The organism is Amaricoccus sp. B4, assembly GCF_043226085.1.
Classification (GTDB): Bacteria; Pseudomonadota; Alphaproteobacteria; order Rhodobacterales; family Rhodobacteraceae; genus Amaricoccus.
Window position 1 is genome coordinate 1690891 of sequence record NZ_CP171225.1, and the last position, 23601, is coordinate 1714491.

The window sequence follows — 23601 nt, forward strand, 5'->3', positions numbered from 1 at the left end:
CTCAGCGCTCCCCCGTCACACGCTTGCGGATCACGTTGTTGAAGATCACGGCGAGCAGCAGCATTCCGCCCAGGAACACCTGGAACCAGTCCTGGTCGATATCCGTGTAGGTGAGCCCGATCACGACCATGCCAAAGATGATCGCCCCGAAGAAGGCGCCGATCGCCGAGCCGTAGCCGCCGGTGAGCAAGCAGCCACCGATCACCGCCGCGATGATCGCCTCGAACTCCTTCTGAAAGCCCCGGCGCGCGTCTGTCGAACCCGCGTCCATCACCTGCATGATCGCGAGAAGCGCGGCGCAGCAGGCGGCGAACATGAAGAGCGCGACTTTCACCTTGCGTACCGGCACGCCCGAATTGGCCGCAGCATTTGCATCGCCACCGGAGGCGAAGACCCAGTTGCCGATCGGCGTGCGCAGCAGCACCCACGTGGCGGCGAGCGCAAGCCCCACGAACCAGAGGATCTCCACCGGCACGCCCGGCACCTTCGGCAGGCCCGACTTGAAGGTATCGACAAGCCCCATCTTCCCGAGCATCACGAACAGGCCTTTGAAGGCCTCCCCCGAGAAGAGCGGGGCGAGAAAATCACCCTCGACTGCATCGCGCACGCCGCGAAGCTGGGTCGAGCCGCCGGTCAGGAACTTGAGCCCGACGAGCGTCAGCCCGCGCAGGATGAAGAGGAGGGCGAGCGTCACGATGAACGAGGGCAGTCCGGTGCGGATCGTGAGCTGGCCGTTGATGACGCCGATCAGCGCCGCCGCACAGAGCGTGAGCGGAATTGCAACGATGAGCGGCAGGCCCGCGTTCACCACCAGCGCGCCGAAGATCATGCCGGCAAACGCCACCATGGAACCGATGGAGAGGTCGAACTCGCCGCCGATCATCAGCATCGCGGCACCGATCGCCAGAATGCCGAGCTGCGCGGCGGGCGTGAGGAAGTTCATCACACCCGAAAGCGTGAACATGGTCCGGTCCGCCGTTACCAGAAAGAAGCCGGTGACGAGGATAAGGCCCGCGATCGCCCCGAGTTCGGGCCGCTTCATCAGCCGGGCAATGGTCGTTTCCTCCCGTAGCCGCTCATCGGTTACGGGTGCGCTATCCGCAGACATGGGTATCCTCCCTGGGGTTCTCGTGGGGCGGGGCGGCGTCAGGGCCGCCCGCGCCCGGCGCGGATCTTCTCGATCAGCGGATGCCCTGGGCCGAGAGCTCGATCACCTGGGCGGCCTTGTCGGCGGTGATGAGGTTCGGGCCGGAGGGAACGTTGCCACCCGGAATAAGGCCGTATTCCGCATTGAGCGCGAGGAAGGCCACGGGCAGGTAGCCCTGGAGGAACTGCTGCTGGTCGATCGCAAAGGCCGCATCGCCCGCGTCAACCGCCTCAAGGAAGCCCGCCGAGAGGTCGAAGCTCGCGACCTTCACGTCTCCGCCGCCCCGTCCGACCGCCTTCACCGCCGCGACCGAGGGCTCGCCGGCCGTCGATGCGCCGAGCGCCAACACCGTGTCGATGTCCTGGTCAGCCTCCAGGGCTGCGCGCACCTTGGCCTCGACTTCGGAAGGATCATTGCCGGTGGGCAGGACGACCGCATTGCCGCCGAACCCCTCGATAAAGCCCTCGCAGCGCAGGTCGAGCGAGACGTTGCCAACCTCCTGGTTGACGCAGATCCCCTTGGTGCCGCCCATTTCCGCCAGCGCCTGACCGGCGATCTCGCCCGCGTCGCGCTCGTCCTGGCCGACATGGAGCAGCGCACCGAGCTCCTTGGAGACATCCGAACCCGAGTTCATCGAGATGACCGGAATGCCCGCCTCGACAGCGCGCTGGATCGAAGGCCCGAGCGCATCGGCATCGGGAATGGAGACCACGAGCCCGTCCGGCTCCTGGTTGACCGCCGCATCAATGAGTTGGCTCATCGCCACCATGTCGAAGGTCTCGGGCGAGCGGTAATCGACCGTGGCACCGGTGTCCTGCGCCGCCTTCTCGACGCCGTTCTTCACCACCGACCAGAACGGGTCGTTCGCCTGGCCATGGGCCACGACGATGATGTCGGCGGCAAGCGTCGGGGCCGCGGCGCCGATTGCCGTCGCCGCCAGCAAGGCTGCAATGGTTTTCTTCATGATTCCCTCCCTAGGAACTCTTCAGTTTTTAGTCTGCCGCAGGCCCGGCCGTTCCCGGCCCCGCGGATCCGGCCGGAGCCGAATTCAGGTACCGAGCGCGCGCAGGGCCGTAGCCGACCGCGCGAGCTGGGCCTCGAGCACGTCCCGGAAGCCCGCGCCCTTGTCGGTATTGAAGGGGTCTGGACCGGGGGCGGCAGGCTCGAGGATGATCGGTCCATCATAGCCGATCGCATCGAGCGCCGAGATCTGGGCGGCAAAATCCGTATGACCGTCGCCCACCGCACCGCGGTTCGAATCCGCCGCGTGATAGAGCCCGATCCGCGCTCCGCCCGCGCGCAGCGCCGCCGCCGGATCCGCCTCCTCGATGTTCATGTGATAGGCATCTGGCAGCAGCGCGAGGTTCTCCGCCCCCACCGCCTCGAGAAGCGCAAGCCCCTCGGCCACGGTGCGCACCTGATGGCTCTCGTAGCGATTGAGGATTTCGAAGACGACCTCAAGGCCGCGCCCGGCGGCCTTCGCGGCAATCTGCCGCACGCTCCCGACGAGCAGCGCATCCTCCTCCGCCTGGCTCGAGACCGGCCGGATCCGCGTCACCTGCCCGTGACAGGAGACACGCGGCAGCTCTGCCCCCCGCCCCAGTTCCGCAGCCCAGTCGACCAGTCGCGTGTAATAGCCGAGCGCCTCTGCGCGGAGCGCCGGATCGGGATGCGAGATGTCGGCATCCCCAGGAGTGATCGAGAAGATCCGGAGGCCGCAGTCTCGGAAGATCGTGCGCGCCGCGGCCGGGTCGATCCCCGCCATGTCCCCATGCAGCTCCACCCCATCGAGCCCCGCGCGCCGAACGCGCTCGGCTACGGCTTCGAGCGGCTCCCCGCCGAAGATCCAGGTGCAGCAGCCGACCGCGCGCATCATGCGGCTCCCAGCATGTCCGGCGTGATCGAGACCCGCGCGCCCGTCGCCGCCGAGCGCGTCGCCGCCTCGGCGCAGGCCAGCGCCGCGACCCCCTCGGCCAGCGAAACCGGCATCGCCGCGCCTGCCTTCAGCGCCTCGACGAAAGCCGTCCACTCGATCTCATAGGCCCGCATGTAGCGCTCGAGGAAGAAGAACTCGGGCTTGGCCGAAACCTTCCCCGCCGCGGTGGTTTTCTCCACCGTGTTCTCCAGCACGTTCTGCGCCGCGAGCAACCCCTCGGAGCCCAGCAGTTCGACGCGCTGGTCATAGCCGTAAGCCGCCCGGCGCGAATTGCGGATCACGGCAATCCGCCCGTCGGCCCAGGTGAGCGTCACCACCGCGGTATCCACATCACCCGCCGCACCGATTTCCGGGTCGACGATCGCGGAGCCGACGGCGCTCACGGTCGCGGGCGCCCCGCCCATGATCCAGCAGGCCATATCGAAGTCATGGATCATCATGTCGCGGAAAAGCCCGCCCGAGACCTTGATGTAGGAAACCGGGGGCGGCGCGGGATCGAAGGAGGTGATCGAGAGAAGCTCCCCCTTGCCAATCTCGCCCGCATCGAATGCGGCCTTGAGCGCGGCGAAATTCGGATCGAACCGGCGGTTGAAGCCAACCATCACCGGCCGCGCCGACGCCTCGACCCGGCCGAGACAGGCAAGCGCACGCTCGAGCGAGAGATCCACCGGCTTCTCGCAGAGCACAGCCTTGCCGGCGGCGGTCGCGGCCTCGATCAGATCGGAATGGGTGTCCGTCGAGGTGGCGATGAGCACCGCCTCCACCGCCGGATCGGCGAGGATCGCCTCGACGCTCCGCGCCTCGGCACCATAGGCCGCCGCAAGCGTCCGCGCGGCCTCCTCGAACACGTCCGCCACGGCGATGAGCCGGCAGCCTTCGTTCGCGGTGATGGATTTTGCATGGACCTGGCCGATACGACCAGCCCCGAGCAGGGCGACCCCGAGCATTCTAGCGATACCTCCCGATTCAGATGCTTCTGCATCTCGTTTTTCCAACCATCGCCGAATCTGCACGCGCGTGCAAGAATAATTTGCACTCGCGTGCAAACTCCTTTCCGCGCCCCGCCCCGCAGGCTATCCTGCCCCCAACGGGAGAGCGCATGGACGACAGCAGGTTCTTTGAGAGCGACACGGTGACCGCCGACGATGTGGCCGCCGAAGCGGGCGTTTCGCGCTGGACGGTCGCGCGCGCCTTCAAGAAGGACGCCTCGATCTCCAAGAAGACCCGACAGAAGGTACTCGCCGCAGCCGAGCGTCTGGGCTATGCGCCGGACCTGCTCGCCGCCTCGCTTGCCTCCGACCGCTCGAACCTCGTTGCGATCGTTACCGACGATTTCTCCAATCCCCACAAGCTCGTCATGCTCGAGCGGCTCACGCGCATCCTGCGCCGCGAGGGCTGGGGCACGCTGCTTGTCAACATGACGGGCGATGCCGACGCTTCCTCTGCGCTCCTCGCCGCGAGCCAGCGCCGCGTCGATGCCGCCGTCGTCATCGGCACCCGCTTCGACGACCGCGCGCTTCACACCGCACTCGGTGCGCGCCGGGTGAAGAAGCTCATCATCTTCGCCCGCCTGAGCCAGAACCCCAACACGCTCAACATCGCCTGCGACGACCAGGCCGCCATGCGCGCGATTGCCGATCACCTGCTCGCCCGAGGCCGCCGCCGGCCGCTTTTTGTCGCCGGCCCGGATACCCAGAGCGCCAAGCTCGACCGCAAGCCGGGCTTCCTCGCCTACTGGCGTGAAAGGACCGGCACGACTCCGCCCGCGATCCATGTCTCCCAGTATGATTTCCTCTGCGCGATCGACGGCATCCTGCCCGCGCTCGAGGGCCGCGCCCCGGCCGAGATGCCCGATGTGCTGGTCTGCGAGAACGACATCATCGCCATCGGCGCGATGGACGGCCTGCGCCATCGGCTCGGCCTCCGCGTGCCCGAGGACATCGCGGTCACCGGTTTCGACGACATCCCGCTCGCGGCCTCGCCCGCCTATGGGCTCACCACCTACCGCCAGCCGATCACCAACATGGCCGAGGCGCTGGTCGAAATCCTCGAGGGCAAACGGAGCGGCGATGCGATCCTGCCCGGCCTCTTCGTCGCGCGCTCGAGCACCTGACCCCCCAGACACGGAGCGTTCCTCCTTGGACCATTTCGCGCTCTACGCACTCGCGGCGTTCATCGTCGGCACCTCGAAGGGCGGGCTCTCTTCCGCCGCTGCGCTGGCGATCCCGCTCCTCTCGATCTGGATGGACCCGCTCACCGCAGCGGGCGTGCTGCTGCCGGTCTATATCGCGAGCGACGTCTTCGGCGTATGGCTCTACCGCCACGAATATTCCACGCCGAACCTCAAGGTGCTGATCCCTGCCGGCGCCGCGGGCGTCGCCATCGCGGCTCTGCTCGCAGGCTGGCTCTCGGGGCCGCTCGCAACGCTCCTGACCGGCGCGATCGGCCTCTCCTACTGCATCCAGGCCACGGTGCGAAAACTGCGCGCCCAGACGGCGCCGCATCCGTTTGATGCGCGCAAGGGCGTGTTCTGGGGCATCCTCACCGGCATAACCAGCTTCATCTCGCATTCGGGGGCCCCGCCCTTCCAGGCCTTCGTGCTGCCCCAGGGCCTGCCCAAGATGAACTACGCCGGCACCGTCACCATCGTCTTTGCCGCGGTCAATCTCTGCAAGCTGCCGGCCTATGCCGCCGTCGGCCTGATGCATGACTTCGCCTGGAAGGGGTTCTTCGCCATGGCGGCCATCGCCGCGGCGGGTGTTCTGACGGGTCGCAAGATCACCCAGTGGCTGCCCGACCGGATCTACATCGCCTTCATCCAGGTGACGCTCTTCGTGCTCTCGGTCTATCTCGTCTGGGAAGGTCTCGCCGCGCTCGCCTGAGCGCCCGGCCCCCCGCTCCCGTCGATCACCCAGCCCGGCTCGCGCGCAACCGCAGCCTTGATGAAGCTTACCACCGCCTGCACCCGGTGAATGGCCCGCTGGCTCTCGTGATAGGCGAGCCAGTAGGAGCGCCGCACCGAGATCTCCGGCATGAGCCGCACGAGGCCGGCTTCTTTCCGCGCGATATAGTCGTGGAGTACACCGACGCCCGCCCCCGCCCGCACCGCCTCGAACTGCCCGAGCGCGCTCGAGATCGCGATCCGCGGCGGCAAGGCACCGAAGAACTCCGCGGCATAGTCGAGCGTACGGGCATAGAGCAGATCCTCGACGTAGCCCACGAGCCGGTGGGCCGCGAGATCCTCCGGCGCCTTGGGCGCGCCCATCTCCGCGAGATAGTCCTGCGCCGCATAGAGCCCGAGCGAATAATCCGTGAGCCGGCTCACCACCGCCCGCCCGCGCTCCGGCCGCCCGACGATGATCGCGACATCCGCCTCCCGCTGCGAGAGCGAGAAGCTGCGCGGCACCGGCACCAGCTCCAGGGCGAGGTCCGGGTGCCGGGTGGCGAGCCAATTGAGCCGCGGGGCGAGAAAATGCACCCCGAAGCCATCCGGAGTACCGATCCGCACCGTGCCCGAAACCCGCGTCGATCGGTCGCGAAAGAGCGCCTCGCCCTCGAGCAGGGCATCCTCCGCCCGCTCGAGCCGCTGGGCAAGGGCCTGCCCCTCCGCGGTCAGCGCACAGCCCTGCGGCCCCCGCACCACCAGCGTGGTCTGAAGATCGCGCTCGAGATGCGTGAGGCGCCGGCTCAGCGTCGACTGGTTGATCCCGAGCCGCTTCGCCGCGCCCAGAAGGCGGCCCTCGCGCGCCACGGTCAGAAACAGCCGCGCATCCTCCCAGTCCATCGCCGCCCGGCCTCCGCTGCCATGCTCTGCAAGCGCCATGTTATGCAAATACGCATAACTAACTTCCAAAGACTACCATTTACCCCGCACCGCTGCAAACATACCTTCCGCCCCAGACGACACAGGATCGCAAAGGGAGCGCACCAATGATCGAGATCGCCCACTATATCGACAACGCCCGCGTGGCCGGAACCTCGGGCCGCAGCCAGCCGGTCTTCGACCCGGCGACCGGTGAGAGCAGCAAAACCGTGGCGCTCGCCTCTGTCGAGGAAGTGAATACCGCCGTTGCGTCCGCCCGCGCTGCCTGGCCAGCCTGGTCGAAGACCCCCGCGCTCCGCCGCGCGCGTATCCTCGACCGCTTCAAGTCGATCCTCTGGGAGCGCGCCGACGAGCTCGCCCGCGCCATCTCCTCCGAACATGGCAAGACGCATGACGATGCACTCGGCGAAGTGACCCGCGGCCTCGAGGTCGTCGAGTTCGCTGTGGGCGTGCCCACGCATCTCAAGGGCGACTTTTCCGAAAACGTCGGCACCGGCGTCGACACCTACAACATCCGCCAGAGCCTCGGCGTGGTCGCGGGCATCACGCCCTTCAACTTCCCGACCATGGTGCCGATGTGGATGTTCCCGGTGGCGCTGGCCTGCGGCAACACCTTTGTGCTGAAGCCCTCCGAACGCGATCCTTCCGCTTCGCTGCTGATGGCGGAATGGCTGACCGAAGCGGGCCTGCCCGCAGGCGTCTTCAACGTCATTCAGGGGGACAAGCTCGCCGTCGACACCCTGCTCCACCACCCCGATGTCGCCGCGATCTCCTTCGTGGGCTCGACCCCGATTGCAAAGTACATCCACGAGACCGGCAGCGCCAACGGCAAGCGCGTCCAGGCGCTCGGAGGGGCGAAGAACCACGCCGTCATCATGCCCGACGCCGATCTCGACATGGCGGCCAACGCACTGATGGGCGCAGCCTTCGGCTCGGCGGGCGAGCGCTGCATGGCGATCTCCGTCGCGGTCCCGGTGACGGACGCGGTGGCGGACGCGCTGATCGAGCGCCTCGTGCCGAAGATCGAGGCGCTGAAGGTCGGCCCGGCGTCCGACACCGCCTCCGAGATGGGTCCGATCGTCACCCAGCAGGCGCTTGAGCGCATCCGCGGCCTGATCGACAAGGGCGAAGCCCAAGGCGCCAAGGTCGTCACCGACGGTCGTAGCTTCCGTCAGGACAAGCAGGGCTACGAGAACGGCTACTACATCGGCGGCACGCTCCTCGACAACGTGACCCCCGAGATGTCGGTCTGGCAGGAAGAGATCTTCGGCCCCGTGCTCTCGGTCGTGCGCAGCAACAGCTATCAGGAGGCGGTCGATCTCATTTCCTCCTGCCAGTATGCCAACGGCACCGCGATCTTCACCCGCGACGGCGACACCGCGCGCGCCTTCGCCCAGGACATCGAGGTCGGCATGGTGGGCGTGAACGTGCCGATCCCGGTGCCGATGGCCTTCCACAGCTTCGGCGGCTGGAAAGCCTCCATCTTCGGCGATCACGCGATCCACGGGATGGAAGGCATCCGCTTCTACACCCGCATCAAGACGACGACGCTCCGCTGGCCCACCGGCCAGCGCACCGATGCCGAGTTCGTCATGCCGACCCTCGGCTGACCTTTCCCACGAAAACCGGGCCGCGGCGCAAGCCGCGGCTCGAACCTTGGCCTCATCCCCGAAAGACCAGGACCTCCCTGCGCCCGCCGAGCGACAGCACGAGCCCCAGGAGCAGGAGGAACCCGCCAAGGAAGAAGCCAACGACCCCGGCGAGCCCCGTCATCATGCCGCCCGCAAGCGCGCCCCCGGCCGCCGCGACGGCCGTGTCGGCGCTATCCGCCACATCCACAGTCTCGACGAAGACAACGCTCGAAAGGATCATCGTCGAGATCGGCAGCAGGAAGATCGCGCCGCCGACGCAAAGACACCCCCGTCCGAAGGCCTGGCGGAGCGTGGGGGCAAGGCCCACGAGGAGTGTCACGGCCGCCAGCGGCAACAGCATCAGCCAGACCGCCCCCTGCCCATCGGCGAACCCCGCCATGAGCGGTGAAAGCGCCATGATCGCGAGCCCGGCGAAGAGCAGGCCGACGATCGACTGAAAGACGATGCGAAAGACGCTCACGGCCTCGGCCCCCGGCGCGCGGTGCGCGGCCACGAGCCCGCCCCGCTCCCCTTCTGCACGATCCCGGATGGCCTGCCTCCACGGCAGCGGACTCTGCTCATCGAAAATCTCCTTCGTCCGGCAAAAATGGTCTTCTGAAATAACCGGCGTTCGGGGCATGACCGCGCCGGAGTGCCATCCACTCAGGTCCTCAAAGATTGAGCAAAGGTAAAGATGCGAGCGGTTAACCCTGACCTGCCGCCACCTGCCAGGGCGGGGTGCCGCCGAAGGCTCCGGCAAGGTGATCGACGAAGAGCCTCACCTTGCCCGGCATCGGCCGGGCGGGCGGCCAGACCGCGCTGATCGGCAGCGGTTCGGGCGCGAGCTCCGGCAGCACCTGCACGAGCCGGCCCGACCCCAGTGCATCATGCACGATGAAGAGCGGCAGCAGCGCGAGGCCGAGCCCGGCGAGCGCCATGTCGCGGATCGCCTCGCCGTTGTTGGTGCTGATACGGCCGGGCTGCGGCAGCGGCACCTCCGCCGGAAAGCTCCAGACATCGCCGAGCCTGAGGTTGAGATAGTTGATCGCCCGATGGCGCGCGAGATCCGCCGGAGACTCGAGCGCCCCATGCTGCGCAAGGTATCCGGGGCTCGCCACCACCGCCCGCCGGTCCTCGCAAAGCTTGCGCGCGACAAGCGTGCTGTCGGCCAGCACCCCGATCCGCACTGCGACATCGAAGCCTGCCGGGGCCAGCCGCGTGATCTGATCGTCATAATCGAGCACGATCTCGAGATCGGGATGCGCGACGGCGAAATCCGCGACGACGGGCCCGAGATGGCGGATCCCGAAGCTCATCGGCGCCGAGATCGCCAGGCGCCCGCGCAGGCCGCGCGGCCCCGAGGCAGCCCCTTCCGCCGCGGCGACCAGTTCGGCCAGCGCCGGGCGCAGCCGTTCCGCCAGCGCGAGCGCCCCGTCAGTCGGCGCAATGCGCCCGGCATGGCGGGTGAAAAGCGGCGTGCCCAGCGCCTGCTCGAAGGCGCTCACCCGCTTGCTCACCACCGATTTCGCCAGATTGGCCCGCGCCGCCGCGCCGGAAATGCTCCCGGCCTCGATCACCGCCAAAAAGGTCTCGATATCATTGAGCGTCCATTTCATGGCGCAAGCCTGCCGCAAAACCGCCACCGGGGGAATTGCCTCCGCGCAGGAAATCGCCCCGGTGCGGCCACGCCGGGCAAGACCCCGCCGTTTCTCCCGCGCGAACACCCGGTTGGCCCGCCGCCCCCTGCACAAGGCGCCGCATCGCGCTTTATTCAAGTCGGGAAAGGAGGACCACCCATGGAACTCACAGGACTTCACCACCTCACGGCGATCACCGCCGACGCCGCCGCCAACAACCGCTTCTACACCGGCACCCTCGGGCTCCGGCGCGTAAAGAAGACGGTGAACCAGGATGACACCTCCGCCTATCACCTCTTCTTCGCCGATGGTGCCGGCAGCCCGGGCAGCGACATCACCTTCTTCGACTGGCCCGTCGGCCCCGAACGCCGCGGCACCCGCGCGATCGGCCGCACCGGCCTGCGCGTGCCCGAGGCGAGCCTCGACTACTGGGCGGCACGCCTGCGCGACGCCGGCCTCTCGCCCGGCGCCATTACCGAGACCGCCGGGCGCGCCACGCTCGACGCCGAGGATCCGGAAGGCCAGCGCCTGCGCTTCACCGCCGATCCGGGCCGCCCGGGCCACCCCTGGGAACGAAGCCCGGTTCCGATGGAGCACCAGATCCTCGGCCTCGGTCCCGTTACCCTGTCGGTGCCGCGGCTTGCCCCCACCGAAGCCGTCCTCACCGGCGTGATGAACTTCCGCCGCAAGGGCGAGTGCGCCGCCCCCGGCGGCAGCGGGCCGGTGATCCACATCTTCGAGACGGGCGCGGGCGGCGCCGCGGCCGAGATCCACGTGACCGAAGATCCCGGCCTGCCGGTGGCGCAGCAGGGCGCAGGCGCGGTGCACCATGTCGCCTTCCGCACCCCGGACCCGGAAACGCTCACCGCCTGGGCAACCCGGCTCCGCGAGCTCGGCGTGCCGAATTCCGGTGAAGTCGAACGCTACTATTTCCGCTCGCTCTACTTCCGTGAACCGGGCGGCGTCCTCTTCGAGATCGCGACCGACGGACCGGGCTTCGACGTGGACGAGCCCCGCGAGACGATGGGCGAGGGCCTCTCCCTGCCCCCCTTCCTCGAAGACCAGCGCGCCCGGATCGAGGCGCGGCTGAAACCGCTCGATTGAACCCCGCCCGGGGGCGGCGGCCCTTGCGCCCCGCCCCCGGGTGCTGTTCACCTGCCCCGGCGCCCGCGCCGGACGGCGCATGACAAGGAGACGACCATGACCCGCATTCTCGGCCTCAGTGGCAGCCTGAGGAAAGGCTCCTACAACACGGCGCTCCTGCACGCCGCCGCCGGAGCCACCCCCGAGGGCGTCGAGATCGAGATCGGTTCGATCGCCGGCGTGCCGCTCTACAATGCCGATGACGAGGCCCGCGACGGCCTGCCCGAGGCGGTCGTGACCCTCCAGAAACAGCTCGCCGCCGCTGATGGCCTGCTGCTCGTGACCCCGGAATACAACAACGGCGTGCCGGGCGTCTTCAAGAACGCGCTCGACTGGATGTCGCGCGGCGACGGCGGCGCGGCCTTCCGCGACAAGCCCGTCGCAGTGATGGGCGCATCGCCCGGCGGCTTCGGCACCGTGCTCGCCCAGGCCCACTGGCTCCCGGTCCTGCGCACCCTCGGCACCCGGCCCTGGTTCGGCCAGAAGCTCATGGTCTCTCGCGCGGGCAAGGTCTTCGACGATAGCGGCGCGCTCGCCGACGAGGCGATCCGCGACCAGCTCAGGAGTTTCCTCGCGGGCTTCGCCACAAGCCTCTGAGGCACCTCGAGCCACCCCGAAAAAGCAAACGCGAGACGCGAAAGACCGGCCCTTTGCAGGCCGGTCTTCGCAGAAATTCCAGCCCCTTCAACCGGGGCGTCGGAACCTCACCGTGAAAAGCGTCATTTTCACGGTGAAGGCATCTCTTGGGTCACGCCGCAGCGGCCCCTGTCCGCGCGAGCCAGACCCCGGCCCGCGCAAGATCTGCATCCGTGAGCTCATGCCCCGCGGCCAGCACCTCCGCGGTGAGATCCGCCCCCCGTGCGGCGAGCCACTGTTCGAGCCGCGGCGCGAACCGCCCGTAAGGGTCACGCTCTCCCGAGAGGCTCAGCACTTCCACGCCGGCGAGATCGGCCTCCGGCAGATCGTCGAGCGCCGCCATCGGCCGGAGCAGGATCGCCCGTTGCAGCAGGCCGGGATGGAGCCCCATCAGCGCAGCGGCGAAGTTCGCGCCATTGGAATAGCCCAGCGCGGTGATCCGCGCCGGATCGAGCCCGTAGCCCGCAACTGCCCCTTCCAGGAACGCCGCGAAGGCCTCCGCTTCGGCACGGATGTCGGCCTGATCGAAGCAGGTCGGAGTGATCCGCCGGAACCAGCGCGCGATGCCCTCCTCGGTGGCCCGGCCCCGCACGCCCAGAAGCGTTGCACGCGGCGCGAGCCGCCGGGCGAGCGGCATCAGGCTCGCCTCATGGCCGCCCGTACCGTGGAGCAGCAGCAGAACCGAGCCATCGGCATCGTCGGGGGTGTGAAAGCGGTGAACGAACGGCAGGTCTCGCATGGGTCTCCTTTCCTCGCCCGGCAGGGCGAATTGCGGCAGCATCGCGGCGAGATCCGCCGCGCGGTCCGTCATGTGGGGCGGAATGCGGAGCGTCTGCCCCAGTGCCGTCGGGGCCTCGTCCACGGCAAATCCCGGCCCGTCGGTTGCAAGCTCGATCAGCGCGCCCCCAGGTTCCCGCACATAGAGCGAGCGGAAATAGAGCCGGTCGTGCGCTGTCACCGGCCCGTCGGCGGTGAGGGCCGCCTGCGCCGCCGCGAGAGCCGTATCATCGGCCATCCGCAACGCCACGTGATCGGCCGTTCCGGTGCCCGGAAGCCCTTCGACAAAGCCCCCCGCATCGCGGATGTCGATCGCATCCCGCTGCGACACCAGCCGCTGCACGCCCCCCTCCACCGGCCCCGCACGATAGCCGAAGCGCGCAAGAAACGCCGCCGTCTCCGCCGGACGCTCCGACCAGAGCGTCACCCCGCGCAGCCGCGCAGGCGCCCGGCCCCAGGGCACATCGGGCGGCAGATCCGCCGCCACCAGCTTCACGATCACCCCGTCGGGGTCACGAAGCCGCAGCACCGTCTCGCCGAACTCGCGCGAGATACCGTCGGAACGCACCCTGTGATCGAGCGCCCGGGTGAGCCAGTCGCCCACCGACGCAGGCGGGATCGCGAAGGCGATCTCCGCCACCTGGCCATGGCCGACGCGCCCCGGCGCCCCGTCCTCCCAGACGAGAAAGCTCACCAGCGAGCCGGGCGAGGCCCCGCCGTCACCGTAGAAGAGATGAAGCTGCTCGCCATCCTCGAACCCGGCCGTGCGCTTGACGAGCCGCAGGCCAAGAAAGCCCGCGTAGAAGTCGACATTCGCCTGCACCCGTCGGGTGATGAGCGTCACGTGGTGAAGTCCCGAGGTCATGCCCTCTCTCCCGTCCCGCCGTCAGATCGGCGCTCTGCGGAAGATAGGCGCGCGGGCCGGGCGCGGCAGGGGGCGTTCGCGAAACCGCGCGTTGCCGAAACCGGAACGCGCAGGGCTCGCCGCAGCCAAGCGGCCTCAGCCCGGGCGGCATTGCACCCTTCCCTCCGGCCCGGGGCAAGCGGGGCGATCTCCGCCCCTCATGCATGTTGCCAACCGGGGCCGACCCCGGGCCCCGCCTCCTACTCGGCCGGCTTCCAGGGGCTGCTCCAGTTGGCCCAGGGCTGCGGCGCGGGTTTCTCGAGCGGCGCGCCAGTGTCGCCCATCAGACCGCTGGGCATCTCGAGCCCATAGGTGCTGACATTGTTGTGGAACGCCCAGCGCGTCGCCTCGACGCTGCCCAGCCAGCGCGGGTCCTGCGGACGCTCCTGGCTGTCGATATAAAGCGCCACATCCCAGGCCTCCTGATCGGTGAGATTCGCGTTGCCCAGCGGCATGTTCGCCTTGATGAAGCCTGTCGCCTTCTCGATCTGGTGCATGCCCGCGCCCCAGTTGTAGGAGTTTGGCCCCCAGACCGGCGGGAATACCACCCGGTCGCCCTGCTTCAGACCGGAGCCGTCCTCGGCATGGCACACCGCACAGCGCTCCGCATAGACCGCCTCGCCGCGCGCGTAATCCGGAGTCTCGCCCGGCATGGGCAGATAGACATAGCCCCGCGCCTTCTGGACCGCCCCCAGGGGCGCGCCGGTGGCCAGCCACGTCATGTAGCTCTCGATCGCCACCATCACCTTGTGCTGCGCCGGCGGCGGGGTCCCGTCCATCGAATACCGGAAGCAGCCCGCGATCCGCTCCGCCAGGGTATTCACATGCTTGTTCTTGCTGCGATAGGCCGGAAAATCGACCGCCGTCGCCCAGATCGGCGCCGCGTTCGGGTTTGCACCCGCATTCATGTGACAGTTGCTGCAGGTGAGGTCGTTGCCGACGAAGGTGCCCTTCAGGGCCTGTGTATTGGTGAAGATCTCCCGGCCCAGCCGGATCATGTCACCCAGATCGCCCTCGGGGATCTCCGAGAACGCGGGCGGCACGTGCTCGTAGAGGTTCGGATCCGCCAGCCGCTTCTCCTGCGCCGCATAGGCCGCCTCGGCCTTCGACCAGATGATCTCGTCCGGCAGCGGCTTGGTGTTGTAGCTCTGGACCGGCCATTCGGTGTCGAGCACGGGATAGCCCAGGTCCGGACCCGCCGCCGGATCGAGCCCGGCGAAATAGGCGATCGCCTCGGCCATGGCATCGGCGGGCGCGGACGTGGCGATCCGCGCCATGATCGCCTCCTCCGGCGTGTCCGGCTCATCCTCGCCGGTGCTCCAGAGCTCGATCCGCGCCGTCATGTAGTCCGGCAACTGCCCGGCGATCCGCGGAAAGACCCCGCCCGTGCCCTCCCCGTTCTGCCCATGGCAGGACACGCAGCCGGGCACCCCGGCCGCAACGATTCCGTTATGGGCGATCGCACCGCCCGCTTCCGCCGCGGCCGCGTCAATCTCCCAGTCCTTCGAGCTGGCAGGCATCGCCGCATAATGCGCCGCAAGCCCGGCCATCTCCTCGGCGCTCAATTCGGGCGCGATCCCGTTCATCGTGTAGCCGACCCGCGTCCCATCCGCGAAGGCCGCAAGCATCGCGGCCAGATACTCCGCGTTCATCCCCGCGATCATCGGGGCACCGACATCGGCATCGCCCAGTCCGTCCACCCCGTGACAGCTTGAACAGGCCGGCACCATGTCCGTGCCCTCGGTGACGAGCGCCGTCACATCCACCTCCGCATGCGCGGCGGCGCCAAGCCCGAAGAAGGCGATGGCCAGCGTCAGGAGACCCGTCCACCCCGCGCCGGCCGCCGGTCTCCTGGACTCTGGTGGCGTCGTTTTGAGGGCTGCGTGATCCGGCATGGTCCTTCTCCTGTCCTGACGGCGCGCGAGATATCTGCGCTGCTGGGTCTGGATGGCGATCGCATGCCGAAATGCACGGATGGACTCCCCAATCCATCCGCACATTGCAATTCTGGAATTTAAATGTCCAGTACCACGTCCGGCGGGCAGGCCGCCTGCGTGGTCCGAGGCCGGGCGCTCAGGCCGCGGCGGTCGGGTAGAGCGCCTCGTAGATCGGCTCGAGCGTGTCGGCGCCGAAGAGCGAGGAAACGCTGGTGCCGTTCGAGATGTTGAGGATCGCCTGCCCGAAGAGCGGCGCCACCGGCACGATGCGGATATTCGGCGTCATCCGCACTTCCTGGGTCGGCGCGATCGAGTCGGTGATGACGAGGCTCTTCATCGAGGAATTGCGCACCCGCTCCACCGCCGGCCCCGAGAGCACCCCGTGGGTGATGTAGGCGTGGACTTCCGAGGCGCCCTGCGAGCTCAGCAGATCCGCAGCCTTCACCAGCGTGCCGGCCGTGTCGCAGATGTCATCGACGATGATGCAGATCCGGTCCTGCACGTCGCCGATCACCGTCATCGAGGCAATCTCGCCCGGCGCCGAGCGGCGCTTGTCGACGATGGCGAGGTCAGCACCGATTCGCTCTGCCAGCTCACGGGCACGGGCCACCCCGCCAACGTCGGGCGACACCACCGTCAGCCGGTCTAGATCCTTGAAATTGGACTTGATGTCGAGCGCGAAGACCGGCGCGGCATAGAGGTTGTCGACGGGGATGTCGAAGAAGCCCTGGATCTGGGCGGCGTGCAGATCCATCGTGAGCACCCGCGCGATGCCGGCCTGGGTCAGGAGGTTCGCGATGAGCTTCGCGCTGATCGGCGTGCGGGCCTTGGAGCGGCGGTCCTGACGCGCATAGCCGAAATAGGGCATCACGGCGGTGATCCGGTGCGCCGAGGAACGGCGCAGTGCATCGCACATGATGAGCAGTTCCATCAGGTTGTCGTTCGCCGGGTTCGACGTCGACTGGATGATGAACATGTCCTCGCCGCGCACATTGTCGAAGACCTCGACGAAGATCTCCTGGTCGTTGAACCGCTCCACGCGGGCGTGCACCAGATCCACCGGCTCACCGCGGTGAATGGAAATCCGGCGGGCAATCGAGCGCGCCAGCGTCTGGTTCGAATTGCCGGCGATGAGCTTGGGCTTGAAGATGGGGTTCATCACGGGCATTGCCTCACGCGAAGGGATCCTGACTTGGCGCGTGGGTTATCACCGTGGGCCCCCCTTGCAAACCCCCAGATTTGTCCTTCACCTTGCACCCGAAGCCGTTCCGGAGCGCAGGTTCATGACCACGATCGACTATTACTATTTTCCCCTTTCGCCCTTCGCCTATCTTGCGGGGCTGAAGCTCGAGACAATTGCGGCCCGGCATGGCGCGGAGATCGCCTACCGCCCGGTCGAGCTCATGCGCATCTTCGCCGAGACCGGCACCGCGCCCCTTGCCGAGCGCCATGAGAGCCGCAAGGCCTACCGGCTCAGGGATCTCGCCCGCGTCGCGCGCTTCGAGGGCCTGCCGATCAACCTCCAGCCGCTCTATTTCCCGACCAACCCGGTGCCCGCCTCCGTCGCCCTCATCGCGGCATCGAAAGCCGGCGGCGGCGACCTCGGCCAGCTCGCGCATGGCTTCCTGAAGGCCGTCTGGGCCGAAGACCGTGACATCGCCGACGACGTGGTGGTCCGCGACTGCCTGACCGCGGCGGGCTTCGAGGCGGGCATTGCCGACAAGGGCATGCTCTCGGGTGTCGAGACGCTCCAGCGCAACACCGACGAAGCGCTTCGCCTCGGCGTCTTCGGCGCACCGACCTATGCGGTGGGCGACGAGCTTTTCTGGGGCCAGGACCGGCTCCCGCATCTCGAGGCCCATCTCGCGTCGCTCGGCGCCTGAGCCCGCCGATGCCCAGTCTTGAATTCGGAGGCCGCACCCTCTCCTGGCGCGAGGCGGGCGAAGGGCCGCCCGCGCTCCTGCTCCATTGCAGCCTCGCCCATTCCGGTGCCTGGGCGGGTGTCATGGCCCGGCTCTCCACCCATCTCGCCATGCGCGCCCCCGACCTGCCCGGCCACGGCGCCACCACCCACGATCCGGCCGTTCCCACGCAGGACGAGGCGCTGGCCGACGCGCTCCGCCTCCTCGAGGGCCAGGCGCCCGCCCATGTGATCGGCCATTCCTTCGGCGGCACCGTGGCGCTCCGGCTCGCAGCGGAGCATCCCGGGCGCGTCGCCTCGCTCACACTGTTCGAGCCGGTGCAGTTCTCGCTCCTCGCCGAGACCGACCCGGAGGCCCATGCCCAGGAACGGCGCGATGCGGCCGAGGCGCTCGAGGCCGCGCTCGACGAGGATTGGGAAACCGCGGCGCGGGCCTTCCTCGACCGCTGGGGCACGCCCTGGGAAAGCCTGCCCACCGAACGCGCCGCCTCGATCATGAAGGCCCTGCCGCTCACGCTCGAAAGCAATCTCTGCCTGCTCGACCCGGCGGTGGCGCGAATTCACCCCGACGATCTCGGCCGCATCCGCTGCCCGGTGCTGCTGCTTGCCGGCGGCGCGTCCCCTCCGGTCGTCCGCCGGATCAATGCAGTCATCGCAGGCCGCATTCCCGGCGCGCGCAGCCTCAGCCTTCCGGGCGTCGATCACATGGGACCGATCACCCATCCCGACCGTGTGGCGGACGCGATCCTCGACATGATCGCCCCCGGCTCCGTCCGGCACGCCCGCCCCTGCGGCGGCTGACCGGGCGCGAGCCCGGGACGTTTCAGACAGGATCGCAACCCGAAACGGGCGCGCGCGCTATCCGAAGCTCGACCAGCCGGTAAAGCGGGCGAGCTGCTCGGCGGCGAAAGTGCCCATCTGGGAATTGCCGTAGCCGTTGAGCCCCGGCGACCAGATTGCGATCGAAGCCCGCCGGGGAGCGATCAGCAGGATGCCACCCCCCACCCCGCTCTTGCCCGGCAGGCCGACGCGATAGGCGAAATCCCCCGACCCGTCGTAATGGCCGCAGGTCATCATCAGCGCATTGAGCCTCCGGGCATTCATCACCGAGAGGATCTTGGGCGCGCCGGGCAGACCGGCGATCACCCGTCCCGCCTGCGCGAGCTGCCGTGTCGTCATCTCGATCGCGCACTGATGGAAATAGGTCCCGAGCGTCAGCTCGGGCGGGTTCCTGAGATTGCCATAGGACTTGAGATAGTTCGCAAGCGCGATGTTGCGAAACCCGGTCTCGAGCTCCGAGCGCGCCACGGCCGGATCGATGCGCACCGTCACATCCTCGCAGGCGCTCTGGAGGAAGGTCAGGATCTCGCTCAGCGCCGCCTTCGGCTCGCGCCCCTCCAGGAGGGCATCCGTCGTGACGATGGCGCCGGCATTGATGAAGGGATTGCGCGGCTTGCCGCGCTCGAGCTCGAGCAGCAGGATCGAATCGAAGCGCGAGCCGGAGGGCTCCCGACCCACCCGCTGCCAGATCTGCCCGCCCTGCCGCCCGAGCACGCAGGCCAGGGTGAAGACCTTGGAGACCGACTGGATCGAGAACGGCACCCGATCGGCCCCGGCCGACACCAGGGTGCCGTCGGCCAGAGCCACCGAAATCGCGAACTGCGCCGGATCAATGGCGGCAAGCTCCGGGATGTAGTCGGCCACCTTGCCCCAGTCGCCGCGCTCCAGGATCTCCGCGCTCAGCCGCTCGAGAAAGGCGGCAAGCGCCGCTGGATCGATCCGCTCGTCCTGCATCTGGTTCCCCGTTTCGACGGCCCGCGCGCCGCAACATGCCGCGCGCCCCACGTCTGCGCAACATGGCCCGCCGGATCAGGCGCGGGCAAGCACCGCGAGCAGCGCCTCGACCTCTGTGGCCTCGGTGCTCCAGTCGCAGACCAGCCGCGCCGAAAGCGGCACCTCGCCCGGCCCCTCGAGGCTCTGATGCCCCGGCCAGAGGTAGTAGCGCGCGCCCGCCGCCTGCAGCGCCCGATGGCCGGCGCGCGGAAAGGCCGCGAAGACGGCATTGGCCTCAGCCGGATGATCGAGCCGGGCGCCGGGCAGCGCCGCGATCCCGGCGGCAAGGGCCGCGGCCCGCGCATTGGCCCGGCTGGCCAGCTCGAGCCAGAGCCCGTCCGAAAGCCAGGCCTCCATCTGCACGGCGAGATAGCGATGCTTGGAGAAGAGATGCCCACCCCGCTTGCGCCGGAGCTCGAATTCCCAGGCGCGCGCCGGGTCGAAGAAGATCACCGCCTCGACCCCCATCAGCCCGTTCTTCGTGCCCCCGAGGCAGAGCACATCGACACCCGCCTTCCAGGTGAGCTCCGCCGGGGTGCAGCCGAGCGAGACGAGCGCATTGGCAAACCGTGCCCCGTCCATGTGAACCGGCAGCCCGCGCGCCCTTGCAAGCCCTGCGAGCCGGGCCACGGCATCGGGGCTGTAGACCGCGCCGAGCTCCGTCGAATTGGTAAGCGAGAGCGCCCCGCGCTGGACATTGTGGACACCGGCCCGCGCGGTGAAGGCGATGGCCTGTTCAAGCGCGGCGGCGTCGATCCGGCCATGCGCACCGTCCAGAAGCGTGAGCTTGGCCCCGCCGGTGTAGAACTCGGGCGCGCCGCACTCGTCCTCCTCGATATGGGCGTTGCGGTGGCAGTAGACCGTCGCCCAGGGCGGGCAGAGACAGGCAAGCGCCAGCGCATTCGCCGACGTGCCGGTGCCGACGAGAAAGACCGCCGCCGCGGGCGCCTCGAAGATCTCGCGGAGCCGGGCCACCACCCGCGCCGTCGCCTCATCCCCGCCATAGGAACCGGCATGACCGGCGTTCGCACGCACGAGGGCGGCCATCACTTCGGGCGCCACCGGGGCGGCATTGTCCGAAACGAACCACATCAGATCTCTTCCTCGATGATGAAATCGGACCAGTCTTCCTCGTCGACATCGTATTCCGAGCGCATCCGCCCGCGCAGCGAGATCCCCGCGGCATGGACGCTCTCGCGGTCGCCGGAGATCAGGTGATGCCAGGCCTCAAGCCCCCGCCCCTCGTGGACGCGGCGATAGGCGCAGCTCGAGGGCAGCCACTCGGCGATCCGCTCGAAGTTCTCGAGGTTGAGGATGTTGCAATCCCGCACGAGCTGGCGGCGCAGCGCATAGTTGCCGCAGCGGCAGGTGCCGAGATCGAGCAGCCTGCAGGCGACGTCGGTATAGCTCACCTCACCCGTCTCGTCGTCCTCGAGCTTGATGAGGCAGCATTTCGCGCAACCGTCGCAGAGTGCCTCCCACTCGGCGCGGTTGAGATCCTCGAGCGCATGGCGCTCCCAGAAACGCGGCCGGAGCGCACCGGCATCCTTGCTGTCAGCTGTCATGGGCAGAGGCCTTACACGGGCCGGCGCTTGCGCGCAATTCACTGCGCATCCGGCCCGCCCCCCTCCGGCGCCGCGGCTCCGAGCAGCCCCTCGAGCCCGCCAAGCCGGGCGGCGATCACATCGCGGCAGGGGCGGTAGAACACCCAGTTCTTGATCCGCCGCGAGGTGACAAGCCCCGCCTCGGCAAGGATCTGCATGTGCCCGGTGACCGTCGGCTGGCTCATGCCGATCTTCTCGGTGATGAAGCCGACGCAGACACCATCCTCCACCAGATCGCCGTCACGCTGCGGCGGAAAGTGCTGCCGCGGCGCAAGCAGCCAGGTGAGGATCAGCAGCCGGTGCCGGCTCGACACCGCCTTGAGGAAGGCGAGGATTGACTCGTCATCCGCATCCATATAGCCAGATACCTATATAGTCTATTTCCTAAACAGCCTAGCCGGGCCACCGCCGCAGGGAAAGTCGGTTTTGGCGCATGAGACGAAGGAGACCGGGATGGTCCGCGACATCGCCTGCGAAATCTGGGACGTTTTCACCGATGTGGCCTTCGGCGGCAATCAGCTTGCCGTCGTGCCCGATGCCCGCGGCCTCGATACGGCAGGAATGCAGAGAATCGCCCGCGAGTTCGGTTACTCGGAATCGGTCTTCATGCTGCCCCCGGAGGCCGGCGGCACGATCCGGCTCCGCATCTTCACTCCCGGCCGCGAAATTCCTTTCGCCGGGCATCCGACGATCGGGGCGGCGATCAGCCTCGCGCGCGCAGGCACGGCCTTCGGCCACACGGTCTCCGCCGACCCCGTGATCGAGGAAGGCATCGGCCCGATCACCTGCACCACGCTGCAACGCGATGGCCTCTGGCACGCGGCCTTCACCACCAATGCGCCCTTCGAGCGGCTCGGGGAATATGACCCCGCCGCGGTCGCCGCCTGCACGAACCTGCCCGCAACCGCCCTCTCGACCGCACGGCACGCGCCGGTGATGGCCTCCAAGGGGCTGCCCTTCGTCATTGCCGAAACGGCAAGCCGGGCCGATCTTGCCGCCGCCGCACCGGACCATGCGGCCTTCGCGGCGCTTCGCGACCGCCAGGGCGAGAGCTTTCTCTCCATTGCCCTTTATCATCGCGCAGCGGCGGGCGACGCCGCGCTCCGGGTCTTCGCTCCGCTCGATGACACTCACGAGGATCCGGCCACCGGCAGCGCGGCTGCGGCCCTTGCCGCCCTGCTCTGCGCCTGTGACGGCGCGCCGGTCGAGCTCACGATTTCGCAAGGGACCGAGATGGGCCGCCCGAGCCGCATCACCGCAGCGGCCGACTGCCCGGCGCCCGGCGCATCGCGAGTCCGAATCGGCGGCAGCGCCGTGCCCGTGCTCTCGGGGCATCTGCATTTTCCGGATTAAGGAAGGGCGCTGCCCGATGGCGGCGCGGGTGGATAAGACGGCAGGCGCCCCATCTCCCCGGGGCGCCTGAACCCTGTCCGCTCATGCCGATCGAAGCAGGGCGCGGTCCATGTCCGGTCACTTTCCAGACACAGGCCACGCCGGACGCGAATGCGCCTTCTATCCTTCGATCAGCGTCGCGCGCGAGGCGATTTCCTGGCGGTAATGCGCAACGTCGCGCGCGATGCTCCGCGTATCCGACAGGTGTCTGCGGTCGAGATACGTCCTTACCGCCGTTCGCACCATTTCGGACACGCAGGCGAACTCGCCGGATCTGAGCTCCGCCTCGATGGCGGCGGCCTCCTCGTCCGAAACGTCAATCTTGAGGTTGAGATTCCTCACGACATCCTCCCTTTGTCGCGCGTGCGGCACTATACACCCGCGCCGAAGGCCCCGCAACGATCCCTGGTGGCGCGCACCCTCCACCGCCGTTTCGGGTTTCCAGCCCACCTCCGCGCCGCTATCGTCGCCCCGGCGGGCAAGGGAGCGGACGACCATGAGTTACGAAACAATTCTCCTCGGGATCGCCGACGGAGTCGCGACCATCACCCTCAACCGCCCCGAGGAGATGAACGGCCTCAATGCCCAGATGCGCCTCGAGATCACCCACGCGCTCCGCCATGCCCCCGAACGCGCCCGCGCCGTCGTGCTCACCGGAACGGGCGGCGCCTTCTGCGCCGGTCAGGATCTGGGCGATGCGCGCGGCGTGCCGGGCTCGGAGATCGAGCGCATCCTGCGCGAGGAATACGAACCCATGCTCCAAGCCCTCGCCGACTGCGCGGTGCCGACGATCGCTGCCGTGAACGGCACCGCGGCGGGCGCGGGAGCCAGCCTCGCACTTTCCGCCGACATCGTGATCGCCAGCGAAAGCGCGCGCTTCATCGAGGCTTTCGCCCGGATCGGCCTCATCCCGGACGCGGGCGCCACCTACTGGCTGCCGCGTCAGATCGGCCTGCCGCGCGCGATGGGCGCGGCCCTCCTCGCGGAGCCGGTGAGCGCGCGTCAGGCCGAGGCCTGGGGCATGATCTGGCAGGCGGTGCCGGATGCGGAGTTCGATGCGGTGGTCCGCGCACGCGCCGCGACCCTCGCCGCCGGGCCCACCACCGCCTACCGCCTCATCCGCCAGGCGATGCATGCGAGCGCCTCCAACGATCTCGCCGCCCAGCTCGACCTCGAAGCCCGCCTTCAGGGCGAGGCCGCCGCCACCCGCGACTTCCGCGAAGGCGTGCTCGCCTTCCACGAAAAACGCCCGCCCCGCTACGAGGGCCGCTGAGCGCCAC

General features: G+C 68.5%; 24 protein-coding genes. 9 read left to right on the top strand and 15 right to left on the bottom strand.

Going from position 1 to position 23601, the window contains the following annotated elements:
* Position 1: 1 nt before the first annotated feature.
* From ACF66B_RS08170 to iolG, 4 genes are all read right to left on the bottom strand, one after another.
* On the bottom strand, positions 2 to 1108 hold the full coding sequence (locus tag ACF66B_RS08170) for an ABC transporter permease (RefSeq protein WP_111431761.1): 1107 nt from the start codon (positions 1106 to 1108) through the stop codon (positions 2 to 4).
* Between the two features lie 73 nt (positions 1109 to 1181).
* Complete coding sequence (locus tag ACF66B_RS08175; RefSeq protein ID WP_111431760.1) at positions 1182 to 2111, bottom strand: sugar ABC transporter substrate-binding protein; 930 nt, start codon at positions 2109 to 2111, stop codon at positions 1182 to 1184.
* Positions 2112 to 2195: 84 nt separating this feature from the next.
* A complete protein-coding gene (locus ACF66B_RS08180) occupies positions 2196 to 3023 on the bottom strand; it encodes a sugar phosphate isomerase/epimerase family protein (protein WP_392664619.1) in 828 nt (275 codons plus the stop codon).
* Positions 3020 to 4030 carry an inositol 2-dehydrogenase gene (gene iolG, locus ACF66B_RS08185; RefSeq protein WP_111431758.1) on the bottom strand — a complete coding sequence of 337 codons (1011 nt, stop codon included), beginning with the start codon at positions 4028 to 4030 and terminating at the stop codon, positions 3020 to 3022. The genes ACF66B_RS08180 and iolG overlap by 4 nt, the downstream gene beginning before the upstream one ends.
* Positions 4031 to 4182: 152 nt before the next feature.
* Here iolG and ACF66B_RS08190 point away from each other — a divergent pair, with 152 nt between their 5' ends.
* On the top strand, positions 4183 to 5196 hold the full coding sequence (locus ACF66B_RS08190) for a LacI family DNA-binding transcriptional regulator (RefSeq protein WP_111431757.1): 1014 nt from the start codon (positions 4183 to 4185) through the stop codon (positions 5194 to 5196).
* Between the two features lie 25 nt (positions 5197 to 5221).
* Positions 5222 to 5965, top strand: a complete 744-nt coding sequence (locus tag ACF66B_RS08195) for a sulfite exporter TauE/SafE family protein (protein ID WP_162683430.1) — start codon at positions 5222 to 5224, stop codon at positions 5963 to 5965.
* Here the strand turns inward: ACF66B_RS08195 and ACF66B_RS08200 are convergent.
* The gene (locus ACF66B_RS08200) at positions 5929 to 6906 is read right to left on the bottom strand and encodes a LysR family transcriptional regulator (RefSeq protein WP_392664623.1); all 978 of its coding nucleotides are present in this window, start codon (positions 6904 to 6906) and stop codon (positions 5929 to 5931) included. The two genes, ACF66B_RS08195 and ACF66B_RS08200, sit on opposite strands and share 37 nt — an antisense overlap.
* A 107-nt stretch (positions 6907 to 7013) precedes the next feature.
* Here ACF66B_RS08200 and ACF66B_RS08205 point away from each other — a divergent pair, with 107 nt between their 5' ends.
* The gene (locus ACF66B_RS08205) at positions 7014 to 8516 is read left to right on the top strand and encodes a CoA-acylating methylmalonate-semialdehyde dehydrogenase (protein ID WP_111431755.1); all 1503 of its coding nucleotides are present in this window, start codon (positions 7014 to 7016) and stop codon (positions 8514 to 8516) included.
* A gap of 52 nt (positions 8517 to 8568) precedes the next feature.
* Here the strand turns inward: ACF66B_RS08205 and ACF66B_RS08210 are convergent, their stop codons facing one another.
* Positions 8569 to 9051 carry a hypothetical protein gene (locus ACF66B_RS08210; protein ID WP_111431754.1) on the bottom strand — a complete coding sequence of 161 codons (483 nt, stop codon included), beginning with the start codon at positions 9049 to 9051 and terminating at the stop codon, positions 8569 to 8571.
* Positions 9052 to 9241: 190 nt separating this feature from the next.
* On the bottom strand, positions 9242 to 10153 hold the full coding sequence (locus ACF66B_RS08215; RefSeq protein WP_111431753.1) for a LysR family transcriptional regulator: 912 nt from the start codon (positions 10151 to 10153) through the stop codon (positions 9242 to 9244).
* Between the two features lie 180 nt (positions 10154 to 10333).
* Here ACF66B_RS08215 and ACF66B_RS08220 point away from each other — a divergent pair, with 180 nt between their 5' ends.
* Positions 10334 to 11278, top strand: coding sequence for a ring-cleaving dioxygenase (locus ACF66B_RS08220; protein WP_111431752.1), 945 nt, complete (start codon positions 10334 to 10336; stop codon positions 11276 to 11278).
* 96 nt (positions 11279 to 11374) lie between these two features.
* Positions 11375 to 11914: an NADPH-dependent FMN reductase gene (locus ACF66B_RS08225; RefSeq protein ID WP_111431751.1), complete on the top strand. Its 540-nt coding sequence runs from the start codon at positions 11375 to 11377 to the stop codon at positions 11912 to 11914.
* Between the two features lie 151 nt (positions 11915 to 12065).
* On the opposite strand, the gene ACF66B_RS08230 is transcribed toward ACF66B_RS08225, so the two are convergent.
* The 3 genes from ACF66B_RS08230 to ACF66B_RS08240 form a co-directional block, all read right to left on the bottom strand.
* Complete coding sequence (locus ACF66B_RS08230) at positions 12066 to 13595, bottom strand: VOC family protein (RefSeq protein ID WP_111431750.1); 1530 nt, start codon at positions 13593 to 13595, stop codon at positions 12066 to 12068.
* A 239-nt stretch (positions 13596 to 13834) separates the two neighbouring features.
* Complete coding sequence (locus ACF66B_RS08235; protein WP_162683429.1) at positions 13835 to 15529, bottom strand: c-type cytochrome; 1695 nt, start codon at positions 15527 to 15529, stop codon at positions 13835 to 13837.
* 178 nt (positions 15530 to 15707) lie between these two features.
* On the bottom strand, positions 15708 to 16730 hold the full coding sequence (locus ACF66B_RS08240; RefSeq protein ID WP_392664630.1) for a ribose-phosphate pyrophosphokinase: 1023 nt from the start codon (positions 16728 to 16730) through the stop codon (positions 15708 to 15710).
* A gap of 124 nt (positions 16731 to 16854) precedes the next feature.
* Between ACF66B_RS08240 and ACF66B_RS08245 the strand changes: the two genes are divergently transcribed.
* Positions 16855 to 17454, top strand: coding sequence for a 2-hydroxychromene-2-carboxylate isomerase (locus tag ACF66B_RS08245; protein WP_111431747.1), 600 nt, complete (start codon positions 16855 to 16857; stop codon positions 17452 to 17454).
* 8 nt (positions 17455 to 17462) lie between these two features.
* Positions 17463 to 18293 (top strand): alpha/beta fold hydrolase, encoded by an 831-nt coding sequence (locus ACF66B_RS08250; RefSeq protein ID WP_111431746.1) that lies wholly within the window; start codon positions 17463 to 17465, stop codon positions 18291 to 18293.
* A gap of 57 nt (positions 18294 to 18350) precedes the next feature.
* Here the strand turns inward: ACF66B_RS08250 and ACF66B_RS08255 are convergent, their stop codons facing one another.
* From ACF66B_RS08255 to ACF66B_RS08270, 4 genes are all read right to left on the bottom strand, one after another.
* Positions 18351 to 19286 carry a glutaminase gene (locus ACF66B_RS08255; RefSeq protein ID WP_111431745.1) on the bottom strand — a complete coding sequence of 312 codons (936 nt, stop codon included), beginning with the start codon at positions 19284 to 19286 and terminating at the stop codon, positions 18351 to 18353.
* Between the two features lie 75 nt (positions 19287 to 19361).
* Positions 19362 to 20417 (bottom strand): beta-eliminating lyase-related protein, encoded by a 1056-nt coding sequence (locus tag ACF66B_RS08260; RefSeq protein ID WP_111431744.1) that lies wholly within the window; start codon positions 20415 to 20417, stop codon positions 19362 to 19364.
* A complete protein-coding gene (locus ACF66B_RS08265; RefSeq protein WP_111431743.1) occupies positions 20417 to 20890 on the bottom strand; it encodes a YcgN family cysteine cluster protein in 474 nt (157 codons plus the stop codon). The genes ACF66B_RS08260 and ACF66B_RS08265 overlap by 1 nt, the downstream gene beginning before the upstream one ends.
* A 38-nt stretch (positions 20891 to 20928) precedes the next feature.
* Entirely contained in the window at positions 20929 to 21285 is a 357-nt protein-coding gene (locus tag ACF66B_RS08270) for an ArsR family transcriptional regulator (protein WP_111431742.1), read from the bottom strand.
* Between the two features lie 97 nt (positions 21286 to 21382).
* Here ACF66B_RS08270 and ACF66B_RS08275 point away from each other — a divergent pair, with 97 nt between their 5' ends.
* Positions 21383 to 22282 carry a PhzF family phenazine biosynthesis protein gene (locus tag ACF66B_RS08275; protein WP_111431796.1) on the top strand — a complete coding sequence of 300 codons (900 nt, stop codon included), beginning with the start codon at positions 21383 to 21385 and terminating at the stop codon, positions 22280 to 22282.
* Between the two features lie 159 nt (positions 22283 to 22441).
* Here ACF66B_RS08275 and ACF66B_RS08280 read toward each other — a convergent pair whose 3' ends face one another.
* Positions 22442 to 22663 (bottom strand): hypothetical protein, encoded by a 222-nt coding sequence (locus ACF66B_RS08280; protein ID WP_162683428.1) that lies wholly within the window; start codon positions 22661 to 22663, stop codon positions 22442 to 22444.
* Between the two features lie 154 nt (positions 22664 to 22817).
* Between ACF66B_RS08280 and ACF66B_RS08285 the strand changes: the two genes are divergently transcribed.
* A complete protein-coding gene (locus tag ACF66B_RS08285; protein WP_111431740.1) occupies positions 22818 to 23594 on the top strand; it encodes an enoyl-CoA hydratase-related protein in 777 nt (258 codons plus the stop codon).
* The last annotated feature ends 7 nt before the right edge of the window (positions 23595 to 23601 follow it).

What these genes read in the sequence shown, in the direction of transcription:
- ACF66B_RS08170 (WP_111431761.1), bottom strand. Translation starts at nt 1,108, where the DNA reads ATGTCTGCGGATAGCGCACCCGTAACCGATGAGCGGCTACGGGAGGAA.
- ACF66B_RS08175 (WP_111431760.1), bottom strand. Translation starts at nt 2,111, where the DNA reads ATGAAGAAAACCATTGCAGCCTTGCTGGCGGCGACGGCAATCGGCGCC.
- ACF66B_RS08180 (WP_392664619.1), bottom strand. Translation starts at nt 3,023, where the DNA reads ATGATGCGCGCGGTCGGCTGCTGCACCTGGATCTTCGGCGGGGAGCCG.
- iolG (WP_111431758.1), bottom strand. Translation starts at nt 4,030, where the DNA reads ATGCTCGGGGTCGCCCTGCTCGGGGCTGGTCGTATCGGCCAGGTCCAT.
- ACF66B_RS08190 (WP_111431757.1), top strand. Translation starts at nt 4,183, where the DNA reads ATGGACGACAGCAGGTTCTTTGAGAGCGACACGGTGACCGCCGACGAT.
- ACF66B_RS08200 (WP_392664623.1), bottom strand. Translation starts at nt 6,906, where the DNA reads ATGGCGCTTGCAGAGCATGGCAGCGGAGGCCGGGCGGCGATGGACTGG.
- ACF66B_RS08205 (WP_111431755.1), top strand. Translation starts at nt 7,014, where the DNA reads ATGATCGAGATCGCCCACTATATCGACAACGCCCGCGTGGCCGGAACC.
- ACF66B_RS08215 (WP_111431753.1), bottom strand. Translation starts at nt 10,153, where the DNA reads ATGAAATGGACGCTCAATGATATCGAGACCTTTTTGGCGGTGATCGAG.
- ACF66B_RS08220 (WP_111431752.1), top strand. Translation starts at nt 10,334, where the DNA reads ATGGAACTCACAGGACTTCACCACCTCACGGCGATCACCGCCGACGCC.
- ACF66B_RS08225 (WP_111431751.1), top strand. Translation starts at nt 11,375, where the DNA reads ATGACCCGCATTCTCGGCCTCAGTGGCAGCCTGAGGAAAGGCTCCTAC.
- ACF66B_RS08230 (WP_111431750.1), bottom strand. Translation starts at nt 13,595, where the DNA reads ATGACCTCGGGACTTCACCACGTGACGCTCATCACCCGACGGGTGCAG.
- ACF66B_RS08235 (WP_162683429.1), bottom strand. Translation starts at nt 15,529, where the DNA reads ATGCCGGATCACGCAGCCCTCAAAACGACGCCACCAGAGTCCAGGAGA.
- ACF66B_RS08240 (WP_392664630.1), bottom strand. Translation starts at nt 16,730, where the DNA reads ATGAACCCCATCTTCAAGCCCAAGCTCATCGCCGGCAATTCGAACCAG.
- ACF66B_RS08245 (WP_111431747.1), top strand. Translation starts at nt 16,855, where the DNA reads ATGACCACGATCGACTATTACTATTTTCCCCTTTCGCCCTTCGCCTAT.
- ACF66B_RS08250 (WP_111431746.1), top strand. Translation starts at nt 17,463, where the DNA reads ATGCCCAGTCTTGAATTCGGAGGCCGCACCCTCTCCTGGCGCGAGGCG.
- ACF66B_RS08255 (WP_111431745.1), bottom strand. Translation starts at nt 19,286, where the DNA reads ATGCAGGACGAGCGGATCGATCCAGCGGCGCTTGCCGCCTTTCTCGAG.
- ACF66B_RS08260 (WP_111431744.1), bottom strand. Translation starts at nt 20,417, where the DNA reads ATGTGGTTCGTTTCGGACAATGCCGCCCCGGTGGCGCCCGAAGTGATG.
- ACF66B_RS08265 (WP_111431743.1), bottom strand. Translation starts at nt 20,890, where the DNA reads ATGACAGCTGACAGCAAGGATGCCGGTGCGCTCCGGCCGCGTTTCTGG.
- ACF66B_RS08270 (WP_111431742.1), bottom strand. Translation starts at nt 21,285, where the DNA reads ATGGATGCGGATGACGAGTCAATCCTCGCCTTCCTCAAGGCGGTGTCG.
- ACF66B_RS08275 (WP_111431796.1), top strand. Translation starts at nt 21,383, where the DNA reads ATGGTCCGCGACATCGCCTGCGAAATCTGGGACGTTTTCACCGATGTG.
- ACF66B_RS08285 (WP_111431740.1), top strand. Translation starts at nt 22,818, where the DNA reads ATGAGTTACGAAACAATTCTCCTCGGGATCGCCGACGGAGTCGCGACC.